The organism is Streptococcus dentiloxodontae, assembly GCF_053206925.1.
The window spans coordinates 39,672-65,810 of record NZ_JBRUHR010000003.1 but is presented as its reverse complement, the minus strand read 5'-3'; the positions used below and the strand labels follow the sequence as shown (position 1 = coordinate 65,810).

Sequence of the window (26,139 nt, the reverse complement as noted above, 5' to 3'; positions counted from 1 at the left end):
AGGAAGATTGTTATGTCAGATATGTCATTGATTTCTGCTATTCTCGTGGTTATCATCGCCTTCTTTGCAGGGTTAGATGGTATCCTCGATGAATTCCAGCTCCACCAACCTTTGGTATCTTGTACTCTGATTGGTTTTGCAACTGGTCATGCAACTGCAGGTATCGTTCTTGGTGGTACGCTTCAAATGCTAGCCCTTGGCTGGGCTAATATCGGTGCAGCCGTTGCACCTGATATCGCTTTAGCATCAGTAGCTGCAACTATTATCATGATTAAAGGCGGGGACTTTACCAGCAAAGGTATCACAATCGCTTATGGTCTTGCTGTTACACTTGCTGTTGCAGGGCTTGCTCTTACTATGATTGTGCGTACGCTTTCTGTCGCAGTTGTTCATGGGGCAGATGCTGCAGCTAAGCAAGGCAACATTGCTGCTGTAGAGCGCGCTCACTATCTTGCCCTTGCTATGCAAGGTTTACGTATTGCCATTCCAGCTGCACTTCTTCTCTTGCTTCCAACTGCAAGTGTTCAAGCTATGCTTAATATAATCCCAACATGGTTGTCAGATGGTATGACACTTGGCGGCGGTATGGTTGTTGCTGTTGGTTATGCTATGGTTATCAACATGATGGCTTCAAAAGAAACATGGCCATTCTTCGTTCTTGGTTTCGTCTTTGCAGCTCTTGAGAAATTGACGCTTATCGCCCTTGGTGCTATCGGCGTTGCCCTTGCCCTTATCTACCTCAGCCTTTCTAAACAAGGAGGTTCTGGCAATGGCGGCAGTGGCGCAGCTTCTGGATCAGGCGATCCAATCGGCGATATTTTAGAAGACTACTAGAAGAAAGGAGAACTACCATGACTGAAAAATTACAACTTACAACATCTGACCGTCGTAAAGTTTGGTGGCGTTCTACCTTCCTTCAAGGTTCATGGAACTACGAGCGTATGCAAAACTTAGGTTGGGCTTATGCACTTATTCCTGCTATCAAAAGACTCTACACAACAAAAGAGGAGCGTTCAGCTGCGCTTGAACGCCATCTGGAATTCTTCAATACACACCCATATATTGCTTCACCAATTTTGGGGGTAACGCTTGCCCTTGAAGAAGAAAAAGCAAATGGTGCGGAGATTGACGATACTGCCATTCAAGGGGTTAAAATCGGTATGATGGGACCTCTTGCCGGTATTGGGGATCCAGTTTTCTGGTTTACTATTCGTCCAATTCTGGGTGCTTTAGGAGCATCGCTGGCACAGGCAGGCAATATCCTTGGCCCAATCATCTTCTTCCTTGGCTGGAATATTATCCGTATGAGTTTCTTGTGGTATACTCAGGAACTCGGTTACAAGGCTGGTTCTGAAATCACTAAGGATTTATCTGGCGGTATTCTTCAAGACATTACCAAAGGAGCTTCAATTCTTGGTATGTTTATCTTGGCTGCGTTGGTCGAAAGATGGGTATCTGTTGCAACCGTCCTTAATTTGCCGCCAACAACTTTATCCAAAGGGGCTTATATTGAATTTCCAAAGGGTAATGTGACCGGCTCTCAATTACGAGAAATTTTGGCAAATGTAGACAGCGGTCTTAGTCTTACAAAAGAGCAGGCCAATCCCCTTCAAGGTCAACTTGATGGATTGATTCCTGGACTTCTTGGACTTCTCTTGACCTTCTTCTGCATGTGGTTGCTTAAAAAGAAAGTCTCTCCAATTATCATTATTCTTGGACTATTCGTTGCAGGTGTTATCCTTCACGTTGTCGGCTTTATGTAATTAATTAAAAGCGCTGCGGCGCTTTTTTTATGAATTTGGTATAATAGTAACATCTTAATTTCATATAAAGGAGTTTTTCATGGCTCAATCACTTAATACTAAAGTTGAACTCTCAACTACTGGTGTTTATTATATCGGCCTATCTGGCAACAAAGTTGGCAAGTTTTTATTGGGAGACAAAGCACTCGAATTTTATCCCGATAACAATGTTGAAAAATATGTCCAGATTCCTTGGGAAAAAATTTATCTCATTTCTGCAAATGTCTCAAGAAAAAATATCAGCCGCCATTTTCAAATTGCTCTGTCCGAAGAACGCCGTCTGCTTTTTGCTTCAAAAGATTCAGGGAAAATTCTCAAAATTGCAAGAGAACATATTGGAAATGATAAGGTAGTCCGGTCTTTGACCCTAATCCAGCGGCTGCTCAGCCGATTTGCCAAAAAAACAAAAATTTAGTATACTACTGCTAACGGATAAGTAATGGTCCTGCTCTTTCAGAAAGTCTGCGGAAGCTGTGAGCAGATAGGGTTCGGCTACGAAATTCTACCGTATTATAAATAACAAATAACAATCAAGTGCACTCATGTGAAGCTGGATGGAACCGCGTTTTTTAGCGCTCCAGCATTGTCATGAGTGCTTTTTTTGAAAGGAATTCTTATGTTAGACATTAAACGTATTCGTAATGATTTTGACACTGTCGCTGACAAATTAGCCAACCGCGGTGTCGCTGCTGAAACCTTGGCAGAGCTGAAAGAACTTGACAGCCAGCGCCGTGCTCTCTTGATTAAATCTGAAGAGCTTAAAGCTCAGCGCAACACAGCCTCTGCTGAAATTGCCCAAGCTAAACGTGAAAAAAAAGACGCGTCTGAACAAATCGCTGCCATGCAAAAGGTCTCAGCTGATATCAAGGCAACAGATGCCCAATTAGCTGATATTGATCACAAATTGAACGACATCATCGTTGGCTTACCAAACACTCCGCATGACTCTGTTCCTCTTGGCGCTGATGAAGACGAAAATGTTGAAGTACGCCGTTGGGGCAATCCACGTCAATTTGATTTTGATATCAAGGCTCACTGGGATCTTGGGGAAGACCTTGATATCCTTGATTGGGAACGTGGTGCCAAAGTCACAGGTTCTCGTTTCCTCTTTTACAAAGGTTTGGGAGCTCGTTTAGAACGTGCTATCTACAATTTCATGCTGGATGAACACGCTAAAGAAGGCTATACCGAAGTTATTCCACCTTATATGGTTAATCATGATTCTATGTTCGGTACGGGACAATATCCAAAATTTAAAGAGGATACCTTTGAACTTGCTGATACAGACTATGTTCTCATTCCAACGGCTGAGGTTCCATTAACCAACTACTACCGCGGTGAAATCCTTGATGGCAAAGACTTACCCGTTTACTTCACAGCCATGAGTCCTTCTTTCCGTTCAGAAGCTGGTTCTGCTGGTCGTGATACCCGGGGACTTATCCGCCTTCATCAATTTCACAAAGTAGAAATGGTTAAATTCGCCAAACCAGAAGATTCTTATGATGAATTGGAAAAAATGACCGCTAATGCTGAAAATATTCTCCAAAAATTGGAACTGCCATATCGCGTCATTACTTTGTGTACTGGTGACATGGGCTTCTCAGCTGCTAAAACTTATGACTTGGAAGTTTGGATTCCAGCTCAAAACACTTATCGTGAAATTTCATCATGTTCAAACACTGAAGATTTCCAAGCTCGCCGTGCGCAAATCCGTTACCGTGACGAAGCTGATGGTAAAGTGAAACTTCTTCACACCCTCAACGGTTCAGGATTAGCCGTTGGCCGTACTGTCGCAGCTATTCTCGAAAACTATCAAAACGAAGATGGTTCCGTAACTATTCCTGAAGCTCTTCGCCCATACATGGGCGGTGTTGAAGTGATTAAACCAACAGCCTAAAAAAGGTACTCCTAAACAGGTCTCCTTAAAAGGCGGCGCCTAATGATATGCCAGAAGCAGTGGTAGATGAAATTCCTTGGGGTGACTATACTATTAGACATTTAGGGGGACGTTAATATGGGAATTACAAATATCACATGGGAAGAATTTGAAACTTTAGATTCGACCAGCAGAGCATGGGAGAAGACAGGATTGACTTGCTAATTTTAACAGGCCTCTAAATTGGATGTAATAGATCCAATTTAGAGGCCTGTTTTTTATAAGATTAAATATCAAAACCCAAATAGTATTAATTCAGACTTCTATACTTGATTTAAAGTGTTGTCCATCATATAGAGCGCCTGAAAATGAAATTTTAATCAAAATCATAACTGAAATTTCCTATGAACAAACACAAACGAGACTCACAAATTAACCTTAAACGATCCAGACGCTATTTTAGCGGCCACCTCTATATACCAAAGTTATCCATTAGAAATACAAATACTATATATAACCATCATAAGACTTCCTTTTAGAATGCGAAGCAGCTAAACTTTAAAGGATATGGTGATATTTACCATTCTTTACGTTTTTCACTATGATGTTAAAAACAGCAAGATACTCTGATTTTAATATAAATTTTCGTTACAAAATACTAATAATCGTCTAATAGATAAACGAAATGTATGCTATTAAAGTTTTTAAAACTAGGAAATTCCTAACCAAAACATGATTGTAACCATTAAATTATTAAAAGCATGAGCGGCAATGCTGTATTCCAACCTATTTGTCTTATAATAGATATATCCCAAAGCCAGTCCAGGTGCCAAATAAATAATGAAAGAGCCAATATTAGTGGGCGTATGGGCAAGTGCAAAAAGAAGAGAGCTTACAATCAGAGCAAGAACCTGCATTTTAGGAAATAATTTCTTGAAAATAATCCCTCTGAAAACAATTTCCTCTGCTAAAGGAGCGAGGACGACCGTTTCCAAAATAGTATACAGGTGTGATTGGTATTTCTCCCCCTCTATTAATGCTGCCTGATTTGCAGTTTCTGTAGCACCCTCCAAATACATAATTTGTACTCCAAAGTAGCTTATTACTTCTATAAAAAGATATACAGCAAGAGCTATGCTCAAGATTTTCCAAGTAAACAAAGATTTATCAAATTCAAGCAGCTGGTATTTGTAACCTTTGCGAATGAAAAAATAAATCACTAAAGCAGTGATAACAGCGACAACCACATGCTGCCAAGTAGCGAGATACTTGGTTTTACCGGCTTCTGAAAAGCTTATTTGGAAGACATCGGGTATGGCCTGAACCACGATTAACCCTAAAATAACCAAAACCCATTTTATTTTTGACCAAACTATTTTCATCAAAGCCTCCCAGTTTTTGTGTTTTTATAGTAACACAAAATTCAAAAATCAACAAGACTTTTTGTCATTTTTCTAACTTATACTAAAATAATGTTAGTAGATAATCATAAACAAAATACTAAAATTCCCGATGCTCATCTTTATAACATCAATCCAAAAGCTGCCTCTCAAGCGTTTTTAATACTGTAGAATCGGAATTGATTGCGCCTATACTTGACCATGACTATGGCATTATCAGCATCTTTATGCGTTTCAAAATTTTTTCTTAGCTGTAAATAGCCCATACTTCGACTCCTAATTCCTTGTCACTTCATAATAGGGTAGAAGCTTATCAAAACCTGCTGCCAATTTATCTGTCAGCTCAGGCAAGGTCTGCTCTGCGGTCATGGGAATATCGTATTTGACCAATACTTTTCGAACCTGTCCTGCAGCAATCTCATCTTTTAAGCGCAGACGGTTTTTGTTTGTTCCTGCTAGGCGGTGGCTGATACCCTGTTCTTGGACAAAATAGTAAAGCGGCTCAGCGATTGGCAAATCCAGAACTTTATGCTGCTTGAGGAGGGTTTCTTGCGATTTTTTGCGCTCAATAAAGCTGACTTCAACCGAGATTCCAAAATCATCTTGACTGCCATAAAGGCGAATAGCCAAGGCCACATCATCCTGAGCATCCTCAGGCTGCCTGTAGTAACACCAAAAATGCGGTCTGGCTACCTGAGCTTGATTAGCCCAATTGCTAACACGAGTCAGCTCAAAAGGAGCAACCTTGGGCGCAAGAGTCTTGGCAATCTCGGTGAATTCTGAGCGTGCGGCTTGTCCTAATTTTTTGAGAGCTGTCATCTCATCAGCCAAGGGGCCAGCCTTTTCAGGTTTTATGTATTTAAATCCCTGAAAGGTTAAATATCTAGCAATCTCTTGAAACATATTGATTTCCTCCTTTGTCAATTATAACAAAAAAAGTCCTTGACGGACTTATTTACGTTTACGAGCAATCAAATGAATCGGTGTGCCTTCAAAACCAAAAGCTGAACGGATTTGGTTTTCCAAGAAACGCATATAGGAGAAGTGCATGAGCTCTTCTTCATTGACAAATATAACAAAGGTTGGCGGTTTAATAGCCACTTGCGTTCCATAAAAAATTTTCAGGCGTTTGCCCTTGTCTGTTGGTGTCGGATTAATAGCAATCGCATCCATAATAACATCATTGAGCACTGCTGATGGGATACGCTTGTTCTGACTCTCGCTGATCTTTTTAATCATCTCTGGAAGCTTGCTGAGGCGCTGCTTCGTTTCAGCAGAAACAAAGATAATCGGCGCATAGCTTAAGAATTGGAACTGTTCGCGAATATCCTCTTCCCATTTGGCAACGGTATGATTGTCCTTTTTAATGGTATCCCATTTGTTGACGACGATGATAATGCCTTTGCCAGCATCATGAGCAAAGCCGGCAATCCGCTTATCGTACTCACGAATGCCCTCTTCGGCGTTGATAACCATAAGCACAATATCGCTTCGGTCAATGGCACGCATAGAACGCATGACAGAATATTTCTCTGTATTTTCATAAACCTTGCCTGACTTGCGCATACCTGCCGTATCAATCATGGTATATTCTTGACCATCGCCATCCACAAAATGGGTATCAATCGCGTCACGCGTTGTCCCCGCTATAGGACTGGCAATCACGCGTTCTTTACCCAGCATGGCATTAATCAAGCTTGATTTTCCGACATTGGGACGGCCAATCAAACTGAATTTGATGATGTCTGGATTTTCCTCTTCCATTTCCTGCGGCAGATTCTCAACAATAGCATCAAGCACATCTCCGGTTCCAATACCGTGAACAGATGATACTGGCATAGGATCACCAAGCCCGAGAGAATAGAAATCATAGATATCATTTCGCATCTCGGGATTGTCCACTTTATTAACAGCCAGAATGACCGGCTTATTGGTCTTATAAAGGATACGAGCCACATATTCGTCAGCATCCGTCACACCTTCTTTACCAGAGACGACAAAGACAATCACATCTGCTTCTGTCATGGCAATATCTGCTTGGTGTTTGATTTGTTCCATAAAAGGCGCATCCACATCATCAATCCCACCTGTATCAATGATACTAAATTGGCGATTAAGCCACTCAGCGGTTGTATAAATACGATCACGTGTCACACCCTCAACATCCTCAACAATGGAAATGCGCTCGCCCGCAACACGATTAAAAAGCGTTGATTTCCCAACATTGGGACGACCAACAATAGCAACTGTAGGTAAACTCATAGTAAATACAAAGACTCTTTTCAAACCAAGCAAAAAGCAGAGCTCACTTGAAGTCAAACAACTTTTTCTCAGTTTTTAAGCCTGTGTCTTCTTCCTTTCTTTATTTTAGGAAAATAATCTTTCCTTGGATTGGTAAAATTAAAATCTGACGGCTGGCCAGATTTTAATCGCTTTACCTTTGAAAATAGAATTTCTAACGACGGTTTTCTCCCTGCAAATGCATCTCTTTTGCCAGAAAACGAATACGTTCCATAACCCGCTTGGCCTGCCATGTTTCATCTCCATTGCGCCCATTTGCAAGCTTAGCCTCTAAATCAGCAAAGCTGTAATTGGAAGTAAAAAAGGTAGGCAATTCTTCTGTCATGCGATGCTGCAAGATGACCTGTAACACATCATCACGAATCCAAGAACTAGGCTGCTCTGCACCAATATCATCTAGGATTAGCACTTCAGCTTTTTTAACAGCATCAATCTGTTCTTTAACAGAGCCATCTTTAATTCCATTTTTGACATCAATAGTAAAGGACGGGTAATGCAAAATAGTTGTCGTTGCACCTTTTCTTTCAGACAATTCATGAGCCATAGCTGCCATCATAAAGGATTTCCCGACACCCATATCCCCAAAAAGATAAAGCCCTTTTTGCGCCTGCAAAGGATAGTTGGCAATAAAATCTGCAATAGCTTCATAGGCTTCAACGCGTCTGGCATCATCTAGCTTGACATCAGCAAAGGTAATATCGCGATAAGATCTCGGCAAACTAATCAGATTGATACGCTCTGAAACAGCCTGTTTAGCTTGAGCTTCCTTAAGTTCGCGGGTTTCTTTATAGGTTACATCAGCATAGCCTTCATTCATGGTCAAGATGGGTTCATAACCTTTGGCAATGTAAGTTAAATCTCTCTGTTGAAATTTGTGCCGTTCAAGTAAAAACTGGTTAAATTTAGGCAAGCTGAGCTGAATTTGCTCTTGTGTCAGCCCATGTTTCTGAATAAAGGATGCTACAGCCTGATCAGATAAAATAGTCTGTGTCAGATCTGCCGTATTGGCATGGTTAAGATGACTAGCTCGACTAATAGTCTGACTGATTTTTTCCATAGACTACTCCTTTCTGCTTTCTTCTAAACGCTTGAGGCCACGCTCTTTAATAGCATCTAGTTTAGCCTGCTCCTCAGCTGTCGTTTCATTTTTATAATTAGGATCACTCCATTGAGGAACATTGCTTCTTTTGCTCTTTTTAGATGATTTAGCGTTTTTGGGCTGACCTGGCCTAAGAGCCAGCAATCCTGCTTCAGCACTGGTAATATTTTTGTAGGCAAAATCATTGGCTAGCTTAGTGATATAAGTCTTATTAATATTGACAGAATGAGTCTGATTAAGCGTATAGAGAACCATAAGATTAATCAATTCATCCAGAAAATGACGCTGCGCCAGCCCATTGATGATATCACGTTCGCTTTTAGTCACTTCCGCCTTATAAATACTTTTGTATTTTTCTAAAAAAGGCAGAGCTTTATCAGACCTAACCTGCTGCAGCAAAGCTTTTTCCTCTTCAGTCAAACTGGCATCTGGGGCTTGCGCTTGTTTAGATTGAGTCAATTTAACGGCTACTCGTTCTGTTAAAATACGATTTTGACTGGCTGTCTCCTTAGCCAGCAAATAAATATCATACCAAGTCAGGCCATACATCTCTGATAAGCTATAAAGAGCAGGAACGTCCTCTTTTTCATTGCTAAACTGCAGACCGTCTGCCAGCATACGGTTACGAAAACTAGTCAAATCAAAATTATTTTTAACTTGCAGTTTATCACTCTTTAGCGATTTATCAATCGTTCCAAAAACCTCTGAAAAATTTTTAGATAGATCACGCAAATTATCAAAAACAGCAGGCTTCAGCTCAGACAGCTCCACTTCTCCAATTTTCTGCTCTAGAAGAGAACAGTAAACAGCATGGTTGAGGAACTGTTGGCTGGACAGCGGAGCTTTAATTTCAACAACATAAAAACCTGATGGTGATTGGTAAAAAGCTATCAAATCCAAAGCTGTCAATACAGCTAGAGACGTTTCCAAAGGTTCCATCCCAAAGCCAGTATGGTTAAGAATATCTGCAAATTTATGACGATTGCGCCCATTATCATAAAAACTGACCAAATAATGATAAAGGATATAAGCATCTGATCCTATAATCGGATAATAGCAACGCATAAGGCTCATATCATCTACTGAAACAGCCTGATTTGCTAGATAAATAAAATCATCAATGGGTTTCATTTTTAGACTCTTTTTTAGAACGGACAGTATTCGTAATTTCTTGGAGAAGCTTCTCAATTTCATCTACATCCTTAAAACTACGGTAAACACTAGCAAAACGAACATAGGTTATCTCGTCCAAATCCGCCAATTCCTTCATAACGAGATTGCCAATGACATCACTTTCAACTTCACTATCGTGATTGCGACGGATTTCCCGTTCAATACGAGTAATGACATTTTCAATATCTTCACTGGACACAGGGCGTTTTTGTGCACTCATGAGAATACCGTTAAAAATCTTATCACGTGAAAACTGTTCACGAGTTCCGTCTTTTTTGACAACTAAAAGCGGCACTTCTTCAACACGTTCAAAAGTTGTAAAACGTGCATGACAATTATCACATTCACGGCGACGACGAATAGTATTGCCATCTTCTGCCTGACGGCTATCAATAACACTGGATTTATGATGTTGACATTTTGGACAACGCATGAGACCTTCACCCCAATCTACAGAATTTTAATACTTTATTTTACCATAAAATAAAGAAAATAGCACACCCTACAGCATGCTATAATTGGATAAATAAAATGAGATTGAAAAATTTTGGCTAGGATAAAAGTGCCCAGCCCTTGTATTTTTGTCATTTTACTTGCAAGACGGACGCAGTGGTTGGTTAAAAAGGTCTCTCAGACCTTTTTAATCGGGAAATGACACTTGCTTCGCAAGTGTCAAAAGAGGCTGGGCAGCAACTAAAAACTAGGGCTTGTTGAGAAATTGAAGACTCCGAAATTTACAATTCACTTTTTTATTTTCTAGCAAACGGAAATGTTACCGTTAAACACTTTTAGTATTATCTGATGACGCCAACTGTTTTTCATCTTACATTTCAACTACTCTCTGTCTTAATTGTCATGAGCCGAGCGGCTCAACCAATAAGAATAAATCACTGGCACTCCAATCATCACCATCAAAGTCAAAACAAGCACTAAACCAACTGCTATCTGTACAAAAGCATTGATAAAGATTAGGAGACCCCCAAGCAGCCAAATTTTTCCCGCCAAGCGGTGTGTCTTAATCCAATTATCAGCATTGTCTAAAGTCCAAGGCAGACGAATGCCTATTGTGTGATTGCGACGGATTTTTGGCATATAGTTGCCAATGGCCATGAACATAAGACCCAAAAGCAAATCTGCTACCAAGGCATGGTTGACAGCATACCCCAGAGCAGTAGCATAAATCGAAGCCATAACAAAACATGAAACAAGCGGAATAATCCAATAAGTGACGAGACGCATTTTGGGGCTGACATTCTCAACTTTAGGATCCTTACTTGTTGTAAAGAGACAAAACCAGTGCAGCAGCAAGAAAATTATCGGCAGTCCAAAAACAGCCAGCATACGACTGCTAAAACCATCAGCCTGACCTGACAAACTAAAATGCGTTGCCACCTTTTCTGGCAAATATGACCACAAGAGGCAGCCAATCAAGACAGGCAGTAAAATAACCAGACTTGTTAACGCCAATAATTTTTTATTTGTTTTCATCATCTTTATTCCCTTTCAAATCAGCCAACCAGACCAACACTTCTTCAAGAACAGAAGTATTCAGCTCATAGTAAATAAAATTTTTCTCACGTGTTTCCAAAATCAAATCGGCTTGTTTTAAAACCTTGAGATGATTTGAAATTGTGGCACCAGTCAAGTCAAACTGCTCTGCTATTTCCCCAGCCGACAGCTTACCTGCCTTTAACAAATCCAAAATCTCCCGTCGCACAGGATTTGAAAGTGCCTTAAAAGTGTTAGCGAAGCTCACGAGTGGCCTTCCTTTCCTTTTGTAAAATAGCTAGCGCAAAAATCAAGAGAGGGACTCCCGCTAAAAGTCCAGCAAGCGACGGACCAAGGATACGCATGGCCTCCGCCTTTTCAGATGGCAACTGAAAGAGCAGACCCAGACCAGCACTGCCATTAACTGCCCCATGCATAAGAGCTGAAGACCAAATGGATCCTGTCTTTTCCACTACCCAGCTTAATAAAACACCTAGGCTAAAACAAAAGATAAACATCGCAAGTACACCCAGCCAAGGGTAGGCAAAGTAGGTTAAACCATAATTATAACCTTGCAAGTTAATTGGCAAATGCCAGAGGCTCCAAATCAGACCAACTAAAATATGCGACTGTACTAGCGAAAATCGCTTTCGCAGAGCTGGATAAAGATAGCCCCGCCAGCCAATTTCCTCACCCAAGGCCAAGAGACTATTGAAGAAAGGCGCATAAGTCACAGCTGCAAAAAACTGGGCTAGCACCACCAGCTGTAAGGGAACACTTCCTTTGGAGATACCAGATGATGCCAGCGTACTTTGAAGCGACTCAAATCCCAGACTAAACTGATTTCTAAAAACGACGAAATAGAGACCACTCCCCAACAGGCTTAAAAGTGCAGGCAGCCAAAGCGCTAACAGATAATAGTACCATCTTCCCTTCAAAGTTATTGAAAATTTAGTCTGTAATCTTATATCTGCTGGTCTCATCTTCCTTAAAATAAAGAAGGCAAGAGCTGGCATCCACATAGCAAGCATGCTTCCTAATTGCGAAAGCGGCTGACCTAGCTGAACGCCTGAGAACCGCATTCCTAACCAAATCATCCAAGACAGACTGTAAGCTAAGATAACGAAAATAAGCACATTTGATTTCTTTGACATGTTTATTACTTCTACTTCCTATTTAGAACTTTTTCTAAATAGAATTATACGCTTTCTTTTCAAAAATGCAAGCACTATTTAGAAAAAAATCTAAATAGAGTTAAAAAAAGACCGGCTAACTTCACACGCCCCCCTATGAAAAGACTATGACAAAGATGAGATAAAAAACAGTTACAAGCACAGCAATATCCGTGATTAGATTTATCCGAAAGCCCAAAGGATTTTTAGGATTGATTGAAACGCCCCAACCAATTTCTTTGGGTACCCACAGAGGCTCAGTTGCTACCTGCTTTCCTCTCAAACGAAGCGTTCTGATAAAGTGCCAAATGAAAAACAGTAATATAACCAAAAGCAATAATAATTCAAACATCTTTCTCTCCTTTGGTTAGTATTATACATCTATCGGCTTTACTTACAAGTCTCAACCTCACCTGTACAGCTTTTTTTGTAGAACAAAAGAAAGACTACTGCAACCGACATGACAAGACTAAAAAGGAAAAGCACCTAGCAAACTGGCTACTTAAGAAAAAAGCATTTGTGCACAAGTACATATTACATTTTCTCCTAAGTGATAGCTCCAACAGTTTGGGGAACTGTTGGAGCTTATCTAATCCCACGAACGTTAGTTCATATCAATCCCTAATCGACTGTGCGGGATGGGTTAAAAAGGTCTGGGAGACCTCAAATAAAACTTGCAAAGCAAGTGTCAAAAATAGTCCAGCGGACTGTTTCAGGTCAGCAAGTAAAAATTAGGGCTTGCTGAGAAATCAATTTCTACGAAATTCCGATTCGCTTTTTTGTTTTTAATCTCATGAAGAAAACATCCACTGGTTATTTTCTTTATCCCGCTCTCTTTGAACATCACAAAAGAGAGAACCAATCTGATTCTCTCGTGCTTAGTTATAAGTCACCCACTACAGTTGATAATGAGCCTTAATTATATGTCACCTACTAAACAGTTAACAATGGAACTAAATTCCTACTTGTCAGCAAACGGAATATAAAGATCAAAACGTGTGCCGACACCAAGCTCTGAACTGACCTCAATTCGACAATGGTAAGCTTCCACAATTTGGTGTAAAATAGACAGTCCGATACCTACGCCAGCCTGAGTAGATGTTCGATTACGAGCTTTATCGGTACGATAAAAGCGTTCAAAAATATGATCAATATCCTCATCAGAAATTCCGTCACCCTTGTCTTGAACCTGAATTAACATCTCAGTCCCAATATCCTTGATGGTTATTCGAATCTCTTTATTAATCGGTGAATACTTAACCGCATTATCAATCAAAATCGTCAAAGCCTGCTCAAAGTGCTGACTGTAAATTTGTGCCAACCGACCAGAAGCTTCACGATTATCAAGAACAAAGCGATAGCCTTCGTGTAAAATCTGAAAGTTTCCTACAACGGTTTTAAGAGAAGAGTTAAGATCTGATGTGTCATTTTTATGCATATCAAAGGAACCTTTGACACGAATAGAGTCTAACATATCATTAATCATAATTGTCATTCGATTAGCCTCATGACCGGCTGCTTCCAAACTCTCATCTAAAATTTCAGGATCATTTTTACCCCAGCGCTGCAAAAGATCCATGTGCCCTTTGATAACAGCAATTGGTGTGCGTAATTCATGACTGACATCGCTGAGAAAACGCATCTGGATTTGATTGTTTTCCTCAATCTTATCCATCATATTGTTAAAATTGGCCGCCAAATCACCGATTTCATCTCGCGTCTTCACTTTGGAGCGTAATTCCAATTCATTTGGCGAATTAGCAATAGTTTCCATAGTCTCATGCAGCTCTTTCATTGGCCGAAGTACTGACGTCATAACAATCAAAGTAGCCATAACAACTAACACAATAGCTCCCAGCTCCAAAAGAAGCAAGAACAAAATCATTTTCCCCTTGAGCGCATAATAGAAGTCTAAATTGTGAAAAATCTGAGCATAGCCAAGAATTGTTTCACCGTTGGCTGCATAAATCGGCTCAACTAAAACGTAACCTTTCCTCTTTTTATAAGAGACCGTCGCTAATTTGTCACTTTCAGTCATACCAGGCGGATTTTTAGTGTCACTCGTTGTTGTGAAAACCAGAGCCCCTTCGCTATTGTAAATGAAAATATCCTGATTAACGTAAAGTTTATTGGATACCGCACCTTGTCCCTCAGTAACCTTGGCTTCTGACAAAACACCATTTTCAACAGAAACTGGCAAAGGTTTAGATTGATAAAGATACTGTGCAAGGCTCTCAGCGGATAATTCCTCGTCACTTTTATCTTTTTCGATATAAGAAACAACACTGCTCAGTGTTCTTTGAACGTTGTTGCGCTCGTGATTTAGCAGAAGTGTATCTGCCAAAAAAAGGACAAGTAAGGTAAAAAACGACAGTACAAGAAAGAAGACCACAGCTGTTGTCATGGTCAGTTTCTTTTTAAGAGATATCTTCCCAAATAATTTATCTAGTAATTTTCTCATTTCTCACGAATCACATAACCCATTCCGCGAACGGTTTGGATATAGGACTCTTTGCCAGGAACGTCAATTTTACCACGGAGATAGCGAATATAAACATCCACAACGTTAGTCTCAATAGCATCGTCGTATTTCCAAACTTGGAGCAAAAGCTCCTCACGCGTCATTACTTGGTTCATATTGCTAAGAAGAGTATTTAATAAATCAAATTCGCGTTTTGTCAATGGAATAGCCTCATCACCACGAACAACGGTACGATTTTGGACATCCAATTTCAAATCACGATAAGTTGAAGTTTTGGCCGGTGCATTTTTGGCTGCTTCTATATCCTGACGACGGAAAGTCGCACGAATGCGTGCTAAAAGCTCCTCAATAGCAAATGGTTTAACAATATAGTCATCTGCACCACGATCAAGCCCAGCAACAATATCCATAATAGAATCACGTGCTGTCATCATCATGATGTAGGTATCTTTTTCTTGCTGTAAACGACGGGTCACCTCGAACCCATCCATTTCAGGAAGCATCAAATCCAAAAGAATCAAATCAAAATCCTTTTCTAATGCGATATCAAGCCCCTGACGTCCGTTGTCTGCTGTCACAACGTCATACCCCTCATGTTGAAGTTCCAGAGAGACGAAACGAGCAAGATTTTTCTCATCTTCAACAATCAAAATTCGTTTACTCATAATAAGTAGTTACCACTTTCCAATATATTTTTAGACTTTCATTCCCTAAAAAAGTCTGTTAATTTATCCTAAGTAAGATAAATGTTAAAAACAATTCCTAAATCTATAATACTATATGATTTTAAAATTGTCAAACATTTTTAAAGTTTAAAAATTCACCTTTAATCTTGGTCAAATAAACCTTCTAGCTGTGCAAACGGGCTGTTACTCTCTTTTTTCTCCTGCTGAAGCTGGTCAAAGTCTTCTTCTGTCAATACCTCCCAGTCATTTCCAGATAGATTAATCTTACCATTTTCCTCCTGCTCTGTCAGCACTTTTAAAGGAATATTCAATAAAATATTATCTATAACACTTTCTTCCAGATTAATGACATTTTCTTCTAAAATGAGAACTAGATCCTCATCCACCAGTTCTTTGTTTGAAGATACTTGATCCGCTTCTATAAATGTCTCTGATACCGGAAAATTATAGACTAACTTTACAGGCTCTAATGAACGGCTGGAGGGCAAGGTGATTTGGTAACTTAATTGATAATCCAGAAGATAGAAACCATCTTCATAAACTGCTTGACCAACAGCTGTTGCATTTGTCAAATCCAGTATCTGATTATAACGATCTTTGATAGACTCTAAAATATCTAAGTTATTTGAAAAAGCGATCCCCTCTGGAGCTTTTTTTATTTCTGCAAGATGTAACATACTGTCTCCTTACATGGTTTCTAATCGAGCAATACGGTCTGAAATTGAAGGGTGAGTGTAAAATAATGATTTTAGCCCGCCTTCTTTTTTATCAGGATCATTAATATAAAGTGCTGCGCTGGCTTGATCCACATGATGCTGCATCGGCGCAGACTGATCTAGTTTTTTCAAAGCATTAATCATTCCCTGTGGGTTTCGCGTTAGCTCTACTGAACTGGCATCTGCCAAATACTCCCGCTGACGTGAAATGGCTAATTGAACAAGCGTTGCTGCTAAAGGAGCCAGAATTAAAGACAAAATAGAGAAAAGCAGAATAAGCACACCTAAGCCACCGTAGTCACGATCGTTTGAACGGCGGCGACCGCCTCCAAACCACATCATGCGTCCGCTAATGCTGGCAATCAAAGTCACTGCGCTAGCTAGGGCAACTGCTATTGTTGAAATCCGAATGTCATAATTGCGGATATGGCTAACCTCGTGGCCGATAACACCTTCTAGTTCCGATCGGTTCATAACTGCAAGTAAGCCTGTTGTCGCCGCGACAGCTGCATTTTCAGGACTAGAACCTGTAGCAAATGCATTTAACGATTCGTCTTCAACAATAAAGACACGCGGCATAGGTATCTGTGCTACCATTGCCATATCTTCAACAATATGGTAGTAATCTGGCACTTCATCTGCCGTAATCTCGCGCGCCTTATTCATGGCCATCACAACATTTGTTGACTGGAAAACCATACTGACTGCGTAAATAAAACCAATAATCAGTGCTAAGACAGCTCCTAATTCAAGACTCCCTATAAATAGATAGCCTGCTGCTGCTCCGATGGCTGTTAAGATCAGAAAAAAGACAATAAGTAAAATAATGGTTTTACGTTTATTGCTGGAAATTTGCTTGTATAACATATAACTCCTGAGTAAAATACGGCACTACTAGTACCGCACTGTGATATTTTTTATTATTGCATTTCAAGACATTTAGAAATCAAAAGATACTTTTGGAACTTCCTTTTCTTCTGCTGGTGTTTCCAAAAACTGACTTGGTTTAAAGCCAAAGATACCTGCAATAAGACTGGTAGGGAAGGTCTCAAGTTTCATATTGTAGTTTGAAGTAGTTGAGTTGAATAACTGACGTGAATAGGAGATTTTATTTTCGGTATTGCTTAATTCTTCCTGTAATTTGACAAAGCTGTTATTGGCTTTTAAATCTGGATAATTTTCAGCTACCGCAAAAATACCTGATACTTGCTTGGTAAGGGCATCTGAGGCCTGCATCGTCTCAGTCGGTGTCTGAGCCTTGGCAACTTGCGTGCGCAGTTCTGCTATTTTTTCTAAAGTCTTTTCCTCATAAGATGCATAACCTTTAACGGTCTCAAGTAAGTTTGGAATTAAATCATTGCGGCGCTTGAGTTGAACATCAATCTGACTCCATGCTTCCTTAGTCTGCATACGGCTTTTAACCAAACCATTGTAGACAACCACACCCCAAACAAGCAAAACAGCAACAACTACTGAAATAATATAAAACATGGCTAAACTCCTTTTAAAAGATCGTATTTTCTAAAGCTAGTACTATTATAGCAGTTTTTTAACGTTTACAAAAGAAAAGGCTATAGCTCAGTAAGGAGAAGATTACTCTCTATTTGCCAGCTTCTTAGTTTATGATAAAATAAAAGCACATTAAAGGAGAATAAATGACACCTACTGATTTTTATAATATTTTGACAGAGCAGGGATTTAAGCTCAGCGATTTACAAAAAAGACAATTTGAACGCTATTTCGAACTACTGATTGAGTGGAATCAAAAAATTAATTTGACTGCTATTACTGACAAGAATGATGTCTACCTTAAACACTTTTATGATTCTGCAGTCCCAATTCTTCAAGGAAAAATTCCCAATCAGCCTCTTCGACTTTTGGATATTGGCGCTGGAGCTGGATTTCCAAGTCTTCCTATGAAGATTTTATGCCCTGAGATTGACGTAACTATTATTGATTCTCTCAATAAACGCATCAACTTTCTAAATCATTTGGCCGAGGATTTAGGGCTAAATGGGGTTCATTTTTACCATGGCAGAGCAGAAGATTTTGGACAAGATCGCAATTTTCGCGCCAGCTTTGATTTCGTGACAGCTCGTGCGGTAGCCCGCATGCAAGTCTTGGCTGAATTGACTATTCCTTTTTTAAAGGTAGGAGGCAAGCTCATCGCCCTCAAAGCTGCTGCTGCAGATAAAGAGTTGGCTGATGCCAAAAATGCGCTGGCTATGCTATTTTCAAAAGCAGAGGAAAGCTATACTTATGAGCTCCCTAATGGCGACAGTCGTAACATAACGGTTGTTATTAAGAAAAAAGAAACACCTAATAAATACCCTCGAAAACCTGGTCTGCCCAATAAGAAACCTCTTTAGAAAAGCCAAACAGCTGTTTCTGGCAGTGATGATGTCAACTAAAAAGACTGGCTATGCCAGTTTTTTTATTTATGGCGCAGACGGCGTGTCAAGAAGTCTCCTGCAAACTGAATGATGAAGATCAAGATTAATAGTAAAAGCGTAGCCAAAACAGTAACATCAAAATTGGAACGATTATAACCATAATAAATCGCAATATAACCTAAACCACCTGCACCAATAGCCCCAGCCATAGCCGTTTCACCAACAAGCGAAATTAAGGTCACAGTAGACACACGTATCAATTCAGGCAGACCTTCAGACAAATAAACTTTGATGATATCCCAAGGAGTAGCTCCTGAAGCTTGGGCTGCTTCAATAACACCACTGTCAATTTCCGATAAAACCACCTGTACCTGACGAGCGAAGAAAGGAAAAGTTGCTGCTGATAAAGGCACTAGAGCAGCCGACATTCCCAGATTAGTTCCCACAATAAAGTAAGTGAAACTTTTTAGCAATGCCAACAGGATAATAAAAGGAATCGCGCGAAAAACTGAAGTAATTTTATCTAAAACCCAAAAGACTGTTTTATTTTCAAGAACACCGCGAGACCCTGTCAAAACCAGAAAAAGCCCCATGACAAGTCCTAAAAGACCGCCAATAATGAAAGAAATGCTCGTCATATAAAGCGTTGCTACAATAGCATCCGGCCAAGAATTAGGCCCTGTCATCCCAATTCTGTAAATATCCGGATAATGTTCTAAAATCCAATTTTCCATTAACGATCTCCTTTCTTAAGCACTGTTAAATCAACACCTGCTGCCTCAATAGCAGACTGAGCCTGTAAAACCTTATCTGTGTCTCCGTCAAGCACGACAACAAGCTCTCCTACAGGTGTCTCTTCTAGGATTTCCACATTCCCGTAGAGGATATTGCTTGATACCCCAAAATTCTTATAAATTTGGGTCAGAAGCGGCTGATCAGTCGAAGCACCTGCATATTTAAGCTGAACCAATAGAGCTGATTTGGGAAGTTCTTGAACCAGAGGCTGTGCTTTGATTTTATCAAGAGCATCTTCGATTCCAGCTGCTGTTTCAATAAATTCCTGAGTCAAATCTTCTTTGGCATTTGAAAAAATATCTAAAACCGATCCTTCTTCCAAGAGCTGACCATTTTGCATAACCGCCACACGATTGCAAATCTCCTTGACAATCTGCATTTCATGGGTAATCATAACAACCGTCAGATTCAGCTTTTTATTTAAATCTTGAAGCAAGGAAAGAATCTGTTTGGTCGTTTTAGGATCAAGAGCCGATGTTGCTTCATCAGAAATCAATATTTCAGGATCATTGGCCAAAGCACGGGCAATGGCAACACGCTGTTTTTGACCGCCAGACAACTGAGCGGGATAATTTTCTGATCTGTCCGCCAAACCAACTAAATCCAGCAGTTCCCGAACTTTTCGATCTTTTTGTTCTTTGCTCAGGTGAGAATGACGCAAAGCAAAAGCAACATTTTCATAGGCTGTTTTTTGTGCCATAAGATTAAAGTGCTGAAAAATCATCCCTATTTTTTGACGTTTCTGCCGCAATGCAGAGCCGTGAAGCAAAACAGCTTTATTCTCAAAAATCACATCATCCCCCACAGTAATTTTTCCAGCTGTTGGTATCTGTAAAAGATTTATAGAACGTACGAGTGTGGATTTCCCCGCTCCGGAATAGCCCACAATTCCATAAATATCTCCCTTGTCAATTTTTATGGAAACATCTTTTACAGCCTCAATAACTCGATTTTTTTGATGAAAAGTGATGTCAATATGTTCTAAGTTGATAATAACATTACTCATAAGATGCGATTAACTCCTTAACTAATTCAATATGGGTATAATAATCTGCTAGACTGACATTTTCGTCACCGCCATGATCACGGCTGTTAGCATTTCCTAAACCAAAGGCTGCCATTGGCACACCTAAAGCCTCATAGATCATGTACATTGGGCCAGTTCCTGCGGCCGTTGGCAATACAGCCACGCCATCTTGATAATATTTTTCTGCTAGTTTGATGACATTGAGAATGGCTGGCGCAGACATATCGCTGCGATAAGATTTTTCCCCTAAAGTATAGGTAACTTTGATGCGATCAAAGCCTTCTTTTTTAAGATGCTCACGAATACATTCTAAAACGTATTGAGGGGTCAGACCTGCCACTAGCCTCATTTCCATTTTAGCTGATGCCTGCGCAGGCAAGATTGTCTTGACACCCTGCCCCTGATAGCCTGTTGAAAGTCCCTCAATAGACAAGGCAGGTTCAAAATAGTAGGTTTTTAAGAAAGAACGACGGTCACTTTCAAGAACTGGTAATTTCAAGCCATAAAGCTTACGTAGACTCCCTGCATTTTCAATCGCATGAGATTCAACCAAGGCAAGCTCTCGCTCGTTTGGCTCAGCAATATGATCGTAAATACCATCAATCAGAATACGGCCATTTTGATTTCGCATACTGGAAATAGCGTTGATTAAATACCAAGAAGCTGATTCAATAACTGCCCCATATTTAGAATGAATATCTACCTCGGCCGACTCAACAGACAAGTTAAAGGTGATGATCCCCTTGTTTCCTCCAGTGATTTCCAGCTGCCCTTGTGTATTGCGGCTGCCCTGTTCCCAAACCAAAAGATCCGCTGGCAGCAAGTCTGCCTTATACTTTTCCAAATATTTATCCAAATCAGTAGAAGCTGATTCTTCAGCACCTTCTATTATAAAAGTGACGTTAACAGGTAAGTCTCCTTCTTCTCGCAAATACTTGCGTACGGCCGTTAAACGGGCTGTTATATGCCCTTTATCATCATCTACACCGCGGCCGTACATATATCCCTTACGAACCGTTAATTTAAAAGGATCATCTGTCCAAGGCTGATCGCTGTCTGCTGGCACAGTATCATAATGATTGTAAAAAATAATGGTCTTGGCTTTAGGATTAGGACTCTTAAATTTAGCGATAACAAAAGGAGCCGTGTAGGTCTCATCAATTGTCACTTCAGCTCCAACACCAGCGAAAATCTCACCCAAATAACCTGCAACATCTGCCAAGCCAATTCCTTGAGCAAAGATGGATTTTTTAGAAATTAATGTACGTAAAACCTCAAAATAATGTTGAGCAGTCTCGTCATTTCTGAATTTTTTAAGTTGCAGTTCATCAGTTGAAAATGTCATAGTCTCTCCTTAATACGACAAAGACGTGCTTTCACACGCCTATTCTATCACTTAAATTGCTATTAATCTTTCTTTGAATCAGCTGCCAATTCTTTTTGAGTCGGAGCTCCATCCCAAGCAGGAAGGTCAACTTTATTTGATGAATCGTAAATCAGCTGTGCTGTCTCGTCAGTTTGATAAACATCAAGAAGAACCTTGATGGCATCTGCTACATCAGAATCTTTCCAATCCTTCTGAGCTGCAATGACATTGACCCAATCAGACAAATTTTGTGAGGTATCTTCCTGATAAAGTGTCGTATCATAATCAACATTAGCGGATTGAGCATAAGAATTATTAACCACGGCAGCATCAACAGAAGTAAGAGTCTGTGCAGTTTGAGATGCGTCAATTTCTTGAATATCTAAGTTTTTCTTATTTTCAGTAATATTTTTAATGGTAGCTAATTCGCCATCTTTGACATCAAGCTTAATCAATCCTGCTGCCTGAAGTAAAACTAGAGCACGGCTTTCGTTAGTCCCGTCATTAGGAATAGAAATTGTGGCACCATCTGGAAGATCTTTGACATCTTTGTATTTGGCAGAACCGTCTGAGTCTGTTCCTGAGAAAAGATGAATCGGGCTAAGAAGTGTATTTCCAGCCACTACCAAATCACCTTTATTTTCAGAATTCCAATTGTTCAAGAAATAAACGTGCTGGAAGGCATTGACATCAATTTCACCATTTTGAAGAGCCTCATTGGGCTGATTGTAATCTGTAAATTCAGTCAGTTTAATCGTAATACCTTTATCTGCTGCTGCATCAACAATATGATCCCAGACAGGTTCTGTCGCATCATCCAGCGTCATAATTCCAACTCGAAGGGTTTTCTTTTGGTCACCGTTTGAATCCGAAGAAGACTTTGAAGCGCCACAAGCTGCCAGAGCTACTGTCGAAGCAATCACCAAACCAGCAACTGCAAGAATTTTCTTTAATTTCATAAGTTACCTCTTTCTTCATTAAATCTGATAATAGCATTATCCCATGAATACTATCATGAATCAAATTGTTTATAATTGTATAAATATATAGCTAAAAACTATAGCAAAGAGCTGTTTTTTATAACCTTTCCGATAGAAACAGCTCTTTTTTCTCATAAAAGCAGAAAAGAGGCTTGGCCTCCCTTCTATTATTTATTTACCTGTTGGAACCTTCAAATCTTCCTTGGTTGGAATGTAATCCGCAGAGCCAAGATATTTCTCTGCCAGTTTAGCAATCGTACCATCATCATAAAGTTCTTTGATACGTTTGTTTACATACTTTTGAAGATCATCCTGACCATCAGCAAATAAGAAATAAATATATGGCTGTTCAGCTGATTCAAGCTCAATCGTTTTAAGATTCGTCAACCCTTGATCTTTAATAACTGAATTAACTGTTGGAGCATCAAAAATCTTGAAATCATATTTTCCATCATTCAAGTTACCTAGGATTTGGGTAATATTTTCGTTTGTATAATTCAATTCAACTTGGTTATTTGAATGCTTAGTATTGTATTCTTCCAGCTGAGTAGCAGTTGTTGTTCCTTGGACAACTTGAGTTGAATGACCACCAATATCATCATAAGACTTAATATCACTGTCATTTGCCACAACAAGTGTTGATGGAGTCGCCCCTGTTGGATAAGAGTACAAATATTTCTGAGCGCGTTCTTCCGAATAGGAAATATTAACACCAGCCATTTGGTATTTATCTGAATCAAGCCCTGTAAAAATTGACGACCATTCTGTTTTCTTGAATTCTACATCATATTTATCTGAATCCTTAAAGACAGCTTTAGCAACCTCAATATCAAAACCAGTTAACTCACCTTTATCATCTTGATAAGCAAACGGCGCTGTTGCTCCCGAAGTTGCAAAAACAACTTTTTCCTTTTCAGATGAGCTGTCCTTGCTAGAAGAACAAGCTGCTAAAAGGACTACCGAGGCTGCCGCAATTCCTGCTATTCCAAGAATCTTTTTAATCTTCATAAATACATTTCTCCTTGAAAATAATAATGACTATATTGTAGCAGATTTCACAAGCCTTAACTAATACTAAAAAATTATCAGTGTGATAAAAAATTTCTATCACGAACAAAAATTTCTGCATTGAAAAAAACCGATAGCAAAGCTACCAGTTTTACTAATCTGCATCTGATTCAGAACCGCTTTGTGAGCTGTCGTTTGAAGAGTCTTCAGATTTTTCTTTAGAGACATCTCCATAATAGCGCTCTGCATAAATCGCCTGACTGGAACTCTCTTTTTGATCTACTAAATCAGACACTAATGTTTTGTAATCATCCGGAGAGATTGTCCAATGACCGCTATCATCTTTAGTTAGCTTAAACGATTTTTCCAAAGTTTCATCGCCTGTCAAAGGTGTATAAGAATACTCTTTATCAATATCATCAAATTGCAAGAAATTTCCCTGAAAGGTTTGCCCAAACAAGAAATAGGTTATCAGATTTTTAGCCTTTTGGGTATCTTCATCGCTTGCGCCTGCTTTATTAAATCGCCCTAACTTTCCAAGATCATTGTCGTATAATTGTAAAAGGAGGTTGCGGCAGATATTTGCTACTCCTAAACCACTAATAGAACGTGAAGTGAAAGTCACTGTTGCAGTGTTATTTTTTACTTCTACATCCACTGTCTTATATTCTTGAATTTTAGCAATCATATCTCGGCGGGTCGTTAAGAAGGTTGATATTACTTGAGTTGGTGTCTGTGCATCATAACCACTGATGTAATAATAAGTATAATTCTCTTCAGGAGTGTAACCATCTTCTTCAATTATATCTCTTGTTTGCTCTTCAAAAACCTTATCTTCTGTCCAAGTTTCATAATTATAACCATAGAGATCCGCAAAGCCATTACTTGATTTCCCCAGCATCGTATTTAATAAGGTTTCAGCATCAGCTTGTGCCGCTTCTTTTATTTTTTCACTGTTTGATTTTTCTGGTGATTTTGACGATTTACTGGAACAGGCTGCCAAGACAGTCATAGCAAATAATCCAATCCCTAAAATTTTAAGCCATTTTTTCATTAATCTTCCTCTTCTTTAATTTCTTAATTTTAAAAGCTATTTCAACTGTAACACAGAGAAAATAATTTAGCAAGTTGCTCACGATTAGCATTAATAATCGTCTTCAGTTAGTTCTAACTGTTTTCCTTCTGAATCTTCCAAGCCTGTAACGGTGACCCCCAGCAAACGAATGCCAGAAGGGTTTTCTTCTAAACTATCGTAAATTGCATGGGCTGTTTCTTCTATCTTGTCAAAATCCTGAGTTGCCTTGTCAAGGCTGGTTCGTTTTGTTAAAGTAGCGAAATCTGAGTAGCGGACCTTAATCATTACTGTTTTACCGGCTTTATCTGCCTTTATTAAACTTTCTGAAACACGTCTGGCATGTTTAGACAATTCAACTTTTACATCTTCTTCCTGATAAAGCAATTTAGCATAGGTTCTCTCGCTGCCAATAGACTTGCGGACACGGTTCGGTTTAACAGAAGAATTAGAAATCCCTCGTGCCTTACGGTAAAGATCAAAACCGAAACGTCCAAATTGATCTATTAGAACCATTTCTGAAACAGCAAGTAAATCTCTGCCAGTATAAACGTTCATATCATGCAGACGCTGAACAGATTTTTTACCAACACCATGAAATTTTTCAATGGGTAAATCTGCCAAGAAGCTCTGCCCATCTTCTGGCAATATTACGGTCAATCCTGCTGGCTTTTGAAAATCCGAAGCTAATTTGGCTAAGAATTTGTTGTAAGAGACACCTGCTGAACAGGTCAAATTTAGCTCCCGCCAGATGTCATGCTGAATTAGCTTAGCAATTTTTACCGCAGATTTAATACCTAATTGATTTACAGTAACATCAAGATAGGCTTCATCAATTGACATAGGCTCTACCAAATCCGTATAGCGTTTAAAAATAGCGCGAATCTGCATGCCTATTTCCCGATAATGGCTATAATTACCTGATATAAAAATAGCCTGAGGACAGTGTTCATAGGCTTCTTTTGAACTCATGGCCGAATGCACCCCAAATTTTCTAGCTTCATAATTACAGGTAGAGACCACACCGCGTCCACCCGTTAATCTGGGATCACTTCCAATGATGACTGGTTTGCCTTTAAGATTAGGATTGTCACGCTCTTCCACTTGGGCAAAAAAAGCGTCCATATCAATATGAATAATTTTTCGGCTTGTATCATTAATAAGCGGAAATTCCAGCATAAAACCTCCTTTCTCTCATTTGTATTTTCAAAAAAACATTAAACAACATTTTATGGTTTCAGTCTCTATTTTATCAAATTACATGACTATCTAAAACTTATAAAACAGTTAGGGATTTTTAAGA

At 39.5% G+C, this 26,139-nt stretch carries 27 protein-coding genes; 5 read left to right on the top strand and 22 right to left on the bottom strand.

What is annotated here, in order from left to right:
• The first annotated feature begins 12 nt into the window (after positions 1–12).
• From ACVRZ8_RS03110 to serS, 4 genes are all read left to right on the top strand, one after another.
• Positions 13–834, top strand: coding sequence for a PTS mannose/fructose/sorbose transporter subunit IIC (locus ACVRZ8_RS03110; protein ID WP_447447878.1), 822 nt, complete (start codon positions 13–15; stop codon positions 832–834).
• Between the two features lie 17 nt (positions 835–851).
• The gene (locus ACVRZ8_RS03105; protein WP_447447877.1) at positions 852–1,763 is read left to right on the top strand and encodes a PTS system mannose/fructose/sorbose family transporter subunit IID; all 912 of its coding nucleotides are present in this window, start codon (positions 852–854) and stop codon (positions 1,761–1,763) included.
• Between the two features lie 79 nt (positions 1,764–1,842).
• Positions 1,843–2,217, top strand: a complete 375-nt coding sequence (locus tag ACVRZ8_RS03100; RefSeq protein WP_447447876.1) for a DUF956 family protein — start codon at positions 1,843–1,845, stop codon at positions 2,215–2,217.
• Positions 2,218–2,418: 201 nt separating this feature from the next.
• Positions 2,419–3,699, top strand: a complete 1,281-nt coding sequence (gene serS, locus ACVRZ8_RS03095; RefSeq protein ID WP_447447875.1) for a serine--tRNA ligase — start codon at positions 2,419–2,421, stop codon at positions 3,697–3,699.
• A gap of 689 nt (positions 3,700–4,388) precedes the next feature.
• On the opposite strand, the gene ACVRZ8_RS03090 is transcribed toward serS, so the two are convergent.
• The 15 genes from ACVRZ8_RS03090 to ACVRZ8_RS03020 form a co-directional block, all read right to left on the bottom strand.
• Positions 4,389–5,060 (bottom strand): CPBP family intramembrane glutamic endopeptidase, encoded by a 672-nt coding sequence (locus tag ACVRZ8_RS03090; RefSeq protein WP_447447874.1) that lies wholly within the window; start codon positions 5,058–5,060, stop codon positions 4,389–4,391.
• 294 nt (positions 5,061–5,354) lie between these two features.
• Positions 5,355–5,981 (bottom strand): HI_0552 family protein, encoded by a 627-nt coding sequence (locus ACVRZ8_RS03085; protein WP_447447873.1) that lies wholly within the window; start codon positions 5,979–5,981, stop codon positions 5,355–5,357.
• A 48-nt stretch (positions 5,982–6,029) separates the two neighbouring features.
• The gene (gene der, locus ACVRZ8_RS03080) at positions 6,030–7,340 is read right to left on the bottom strand and encodes a ribosome biogenesis GTPase Der (protein ID WP_447447872.1); all 1,311 of its coding nucleotides are present in this window, start codon (positions 7,338–7,340) and stop codon (positions 6,030–6,032) included.
• Positions 7,341–7,533: 193 nt separating this feature from the next.
• Entirely contained in the window at positions 7,534–8,436 is a 903-nt protein-coding gene (gene dnaI / locus ACVRZ8_RS03075; RefSeq protein ID WP_447447871.1) for a primosomal protein DnaI, read from the bottom strand.
• 3 nt (positions 8,437–8,439) lie between these two features.
• On the bottom strand, positions 8,440–9,609 hold the full coding sequence (locus tag ACVRZ8_RS03070; RefSeq protein WP_447447870.1) for a DnaD domain protein: 1,170 nt from the start codon (positions 9,607–9,609) through the stop codon (positions 8,440–8,442).
• Positions 9,596–10,084: a transcriptional regulator NrdR gene (gene nrdR / locus ACVRZ8_RS03065; RefSeq protein WP_447447869.1), complete on the bottom strand. Its 489-nt coding sequence runs from the start codon at positions 10,082–10,084 to the stop codon at positions 9,596–9,598. The genes ACVRZ8_RS03070 and nrdR overlap by 14 nt, the downstream gene beginning before the upstream one ends.
• A 413-nt stretch (positions 10,085–10,497) precedes the next feature.
• Complete coding sequence (locus ACVRZ8_RS03060) at positions 10,498–11,139, bottom strand: SdpI family protein (RefSeq protein ID WP_447447940.1); 642 nt, start codon at positions 11,137–11,139, stop codon at positions 10,498–10,500.
• On the bottom strand, positions 11,126–11,407 hold the full coding sequence (locus ACVRZ8_RS03055) for an autorepressor SdpR family transcription factor (protein WP_447447868.1): 282 nt from the start codon (positions 11,405–11,407) through the stop codon (positions 11,126–11,128). Before ACVRZ8_RS03055 ends, ACVRZ8_RS03060 begins: the two co-directional genes overlap by 14 nt.
• The gene (locus ACVRZ8_RS03050; RefSeq protein ID WP_447447867.1) at positions 11,394–12,293 is read right to left on the bottom strand and encodes a CPBP family intramembrane glutamic endopeptidase; all 900 of its coding nucleotides are present in this window, start codon (positions 12,291–12,293) and stop codon (positions 11,394–11,396) included. The genes ACVRZ8_RS03055 and ACVRZ8_RS03050 overlap by 14 nt, the downstream gene beginning before the upstream one ends.
• A gap of 133 nt (positions 12,294–12,426) precedes the next feature.
• Positions 12,427–12,663: a hypothetical protein gene (locus ACVRZ8_RS03045; RefSeq protein WP_447447866.1), complete on the bottom strand. Its 237-nt coding sequence runs from the start codon at positions 12,661–12,663 to the stop codon at positions 12,427–12,429.
• A 609-nt stretch (positions 12,664–13,272) separates the two neighbouring features.
• On the bottom strand, positions 13,273–14,772 hold the full coding sequence (locus tag ACVRZ8_RS03040) for an ATP-binding protein (protein WP_447447865.1): 1,500 nt from the start codon (positions 14,770–14,772) through the stop codon (positions 13,273–13,275).
• Positions 14,769–15,458, bottom strand: coding sequence for a response regulator transcription factor (locus ACVRZ8_RS03035; protein WP_447447864.1), 690 nt, complete (start codon positions 15,456–15,458; stop codon positions 14,769–14,771). The genes ACVRZ8_RS03040 and ACVRZ8_RS03035 overlap by 4 nt, the downstream gene beginning before the upstream one ends.
• A 161-nt stretch (positions 15,459–15,619) precedes the next feature.
• Positions 15,620–16,156, bottom strand: coding sequence for a DUF177 domain-containing protein (locus ACVRZ8_RS03030; RefSeq protein ID WP_447447863.1), 537 nt, complete (start codon positions 16,154–16,156; stop codon positions 15,620–15,622).
• Positions 16,157–16,165: 9 nt separating this feature from the next.
• Positions 16,166–17,062, bottom strand: coding sequence for a zinc metalloprotease HtpX (gene htpX, locus ACVRZ8_RS03025; protein ID WP_447447862.1), 897 nt, complete (start codon positions 17,060–17,062; stop codon positions 16,166–16,168).
• Between the two features lie 72 nt (positions 17,063–17,134).
• On the bottom strand, positions 17,135–17,686 hold the full coding sequence (locus tag ACVRZ8_RS03020) for a LemA family protein (RefSeq protein ID WP_447447861.1): 552 nt from the start codon (positions 17,684–17,686) through the stop codon (positions 17,135–17,137).
• Positions 17,687–17,850: 164 nt separating this feature from the next.
• On the opposite strand from ACVRZ8_RS03020, the gene rsmG reads away from it, so the two are divergent.
• On the top strand, positions 17,851–18,564 hold the full coding sequence (gene rsmG, locus ACVRZ8_RS03015) for a 16S rRNA (guanine(527)-N(7))-methyltransferase RsmG (RefSeq protein ID WP_447447860.1): 714 nt from the start codon (positions 17,851–17,853) through the stop codon (positions 18,562–18,564).
• Positions 18,565–18,629: 65 nt separating this feature from the next.
• On the opposite strand, the gene ACVRZ8_RS03010 is transcribed toward rsmG, so the two are convergent.
• From ACVRZ8_RS03010 to dinB, 7 genes are all read right to left on the bottom strand, one after another.
• Positions 18,630–19,322: a methionine ABC transporter permease gene (locus tag ACVRZ8_RS03010; protein ID WP_447447859.1), complete on the bottom strand. Its 693-nt coding sequence runs from the start codon at positions 19,320–19,322 to the stop codon at positions 18,630–18,632.
• Positions 19,322–20,389: a methionine ABC transporter ATP-binding protein gene (locus tag ACVRZ8_RS03005; RefSeq protein ID WP_447447858.1), complete on the bottom strand. Its 1,068-nt coding sequence runs from the start codon at positions 20,387–20,389 to the stop codon at positions 19,322–19,324. Before ACVRZ8_RS03005 ends, ACVRZ8_RS03010 begins: the two co-directional genes overlap by 1 nt.
• Complete coding sequence (locus ACVRZ8_RS03000; protein WP_447447857.1) at positions 20,382–21,755, bottom strand: M20/M25/M40 family metallo-hydrolase; 1,374 nt, start codon at positions 21,753–21,755, stop codon at positions 20,382–20,384. The genes ACVRZ8_RS03005 and ACVRZ8_RS03000 overlap by 8 nt, the downstream gene beginning before the upstream one ends.
• A 62-nt stretch (positions 21,756–21,817) precedes the next feature.
• The gene (locus ACVRZ8_RS02995) at positions 21,818–22,735 is read right to left on the bottom strand and encodes a MetQ/NlpA family ABC transporter substrate-binding protein (protein ID WP_447447856.1); all 918 of its coding nucleotides are present in this window, start codon (positions 22,733–22,735) and stop codon (positions 21,818–21,820) included.
• A gap of 192 nt (positions 22,736–22,927) precedes the next feature.
• Positions 22,928–23,764 carry an amino acid ABC transporter substrate-binding protein gene (locus ACVRZ8_RS02990; RefSeq protein ID WP_447447855.1) on the bottom strand — a complete coding sequence of 279 codons (837 nt, stop codon included), beginning with the start codon at positions 23,762–23,764 and terminating at the stop codon, positions 22,928–22,930.
• A gap of 154 nt (positions 23,765–23,918) precedes the next feature.
• Positions 23,919–24,818 (bottom strand): peptidase, encoded by a 900-nt coding sequence (locus tag ACVRZ8_RS02985; RefSeq protein WP_447447854.1) that lies wholly within the window; start codon positions 24,816–24,818, stop codon positions 23,919–23,921.
• 90 nt (positions 24,819–24,908) lie between these two features.
• A complete protein-coding gene (gene dinB / locus ACVRZ8_RS02980) occupies positions 24,909–26,015 on the bottom strand; it encodes a DNA polymerase IV (protein ID WP_447447853.1) in 1,107 nt (368 codons plus the stop codon).
• Positions 26,016–26,139 lie beyond the last annotated feature (124 nt).

Excerpts from the sequence above, each read along its gene's own strand:
- ACVRZ8_RS03110 (WP_447447878.1), top strand. The coding sequence starts at position 13 with ATGTCAGATATGTCATTGATTTCTGCTATTCTCGTGGTTATCATCGCC.
- ACVRZ8_RS03105 (WP_447447877.1), top strand. The coding sequence starts at position 852 with ATGACTGAAAAATTACAACTTACAACATCTGACCGTCGTAAAGTTTGG.
- ACVRZ8_RS03100 (WP_447447876.1), top strand. The coding sequence starts at position 1,843 with ATGGCTCAATCACTTAATACTAAAGTTGAACTCTCAACTACTGGTGTT.
- serS (WP_447447875.1), top strand. The coding sequence starts at position 2,419 with ATGTTAGACATTAAACGTATTCGTAATGATTTTGACACTGTCGCTGAC.
- ACVRZ8_RS03090 (WP_447447874.1), bottom strand. The coding sequence starts at position 5,060 with ATGAAAATAGTTTGGTCAAAAATAAAATGGGTTTTGGTTATTTTAGGG.
- ACVRZ8_RS03085 (WP_447447873.1), bottom strand. The coding sequence starts at position 5,981 with ATGTTTCAAGAGATTGCTAGATATTTAACCTTTCAGGGATTTAAATAC.
- der (WP_447447872.1), bottom strand. The coding sequence starts at position 7,340 with ATGAGTTTACCTACAGTTGCTATTGTTGGTCGTCCCAATGTTGGGAAA.
- dnaI (WP_447447871.1), bottom strand. The coding sequence starts at position 8,436 with ATGGAAAAAATCAGTCAGACTATTAGTCGAGCTAGTCATCTTAACCAT.
- ACVRZ8_RS03070 (WP_447447870.1), bottom strand. The coding sequence starts at position 9,609 with ATGAAACCCATTGATGATTTTATTTATCTAGCAAATCAGGCTGTTTCA.
- nrdR (WP_447447869.1), bottom strand. The coding sequence starts at position 10,084 with ATGCGTTGTCCAAAATGTCAACATCATAAATCCAGTGTTATTGATAGC.
- ACVRZ8_RS03060 (WP_447447940.1), bottom strand. The coding sequence starts at position 11,139 with ATGAAAACAAATAAAAAATTATTGGCGTTAACAAGTCTGGTTATTTTA.
- ACVRZ8_RS03050 (WP_447447867.1), bottom strand. The coding sequence starts at position 12,293 with ATGTCAAAGAAATCAAATGTGCTTATTTTCGTTATCTTAGCTTACAGT.
- ACVRZ8_RS03045 (WP_447447866.1), bottom strand. The coding sequence starts at position 12,663 with ATGTTTGAATTATTATTGCTTTTGGTTATATTACTGTTTTTCATTTGG.
- ACVRZ8_RS03040 (WP_447447865.1), bottom strand. The coding sequence starts at position 14,772 with ATGAGAAAATTACTAGATAAATTATTTGGGAAGATATCTCTTAAAAAG.
- ACVRZ8_RS03035 (WP_447447864.1), bottom strand. The coding sequence starts at position 15,458 with ATGAGTAAACGAATTTTGATTGTTGAAGATGAGAAAAATCTTGCTCGT.
- ACVRZ8_RS03030 (WP_447447863.1), bottom strand. The coding sequence starts at position 16,156 with ATGTTACATCTTGCAGAAATAAAAAAAGCTCCAGAGGGGATCGCTTTT.
- htpX (WP_447447862.1), bottom strand. The coding sequence starts at position 17,062 with ATGTTATACAAGCAAATTTCCAGCAATAAACGTAAAACCATTATTTTA.
- ACVRZ8_RS03020 (WP_447447861.1), bottom strand. The coding sequence starts at position 17,686 with ATGTTTTATATTATTTCAGTAGTTGTTGCTGTTTTGCTTGTTTGGGGT.
- rsmG (WP_447447860.1), top strand. The coding sequence starts at position 17,851 with ATGACACCTACTGATTTTTATAATATTTTGACAGAGCAGGGATTTAAG.
- ACVRZ8_RS03010 (WP_447447859.1), bottom strand. The coding sequence starts at position 19,322 with ATGGAAAATTGGATTTTAGAACATTATCCGGATATTTACAGAATTGGG.
- ACVRZ8_RS03005 (WP_447447858.1), bottom strand. The coding sequence starts at position 20,389 with ATGAGTAATGTTATTATCAACTTAGAACATATTGACATCACTTTTCAT.
- ACVRZ8_RS03000 (WP_447447857.1), bottom strand. The coding sequence starts at position 21,755 with ATGACATTTTCAACTGATGAACTGCAACTTAAAAAATTCAGAAATGAC.
- ACVRZ8_RS02995 (WP_447447856.1), bottom strand. The coding sequence starts at position 22,735 with ATGAAATTAAAGAAAATTCTTGCAGTTGCTGGTTTGGTGATTGCTTCG.
- ACVRZ8_RS02990 (WP_447447855.1), bottom strand. The coding sequence starts at position 23,764 with ATGAAGATTAAAAAGATTCTTGGAATAGCAGGAATTGCGGCAGCCTCG.
- ACVRZ8_RS02985 (WP_447447854.1), bottom strand. The coding sequence starts at position 24,818 with ATGAAAAAATGGCTTAAAATTTTAGGGATTGGATTATTTGCTATGACT.
- dinB (WP_447447853.1), bottom strand. The coding sequence starts at position 26,015 with ATGCTGGAATTTCCGCTTATTAATGATACAAGCCGAAAAATTATTCAT.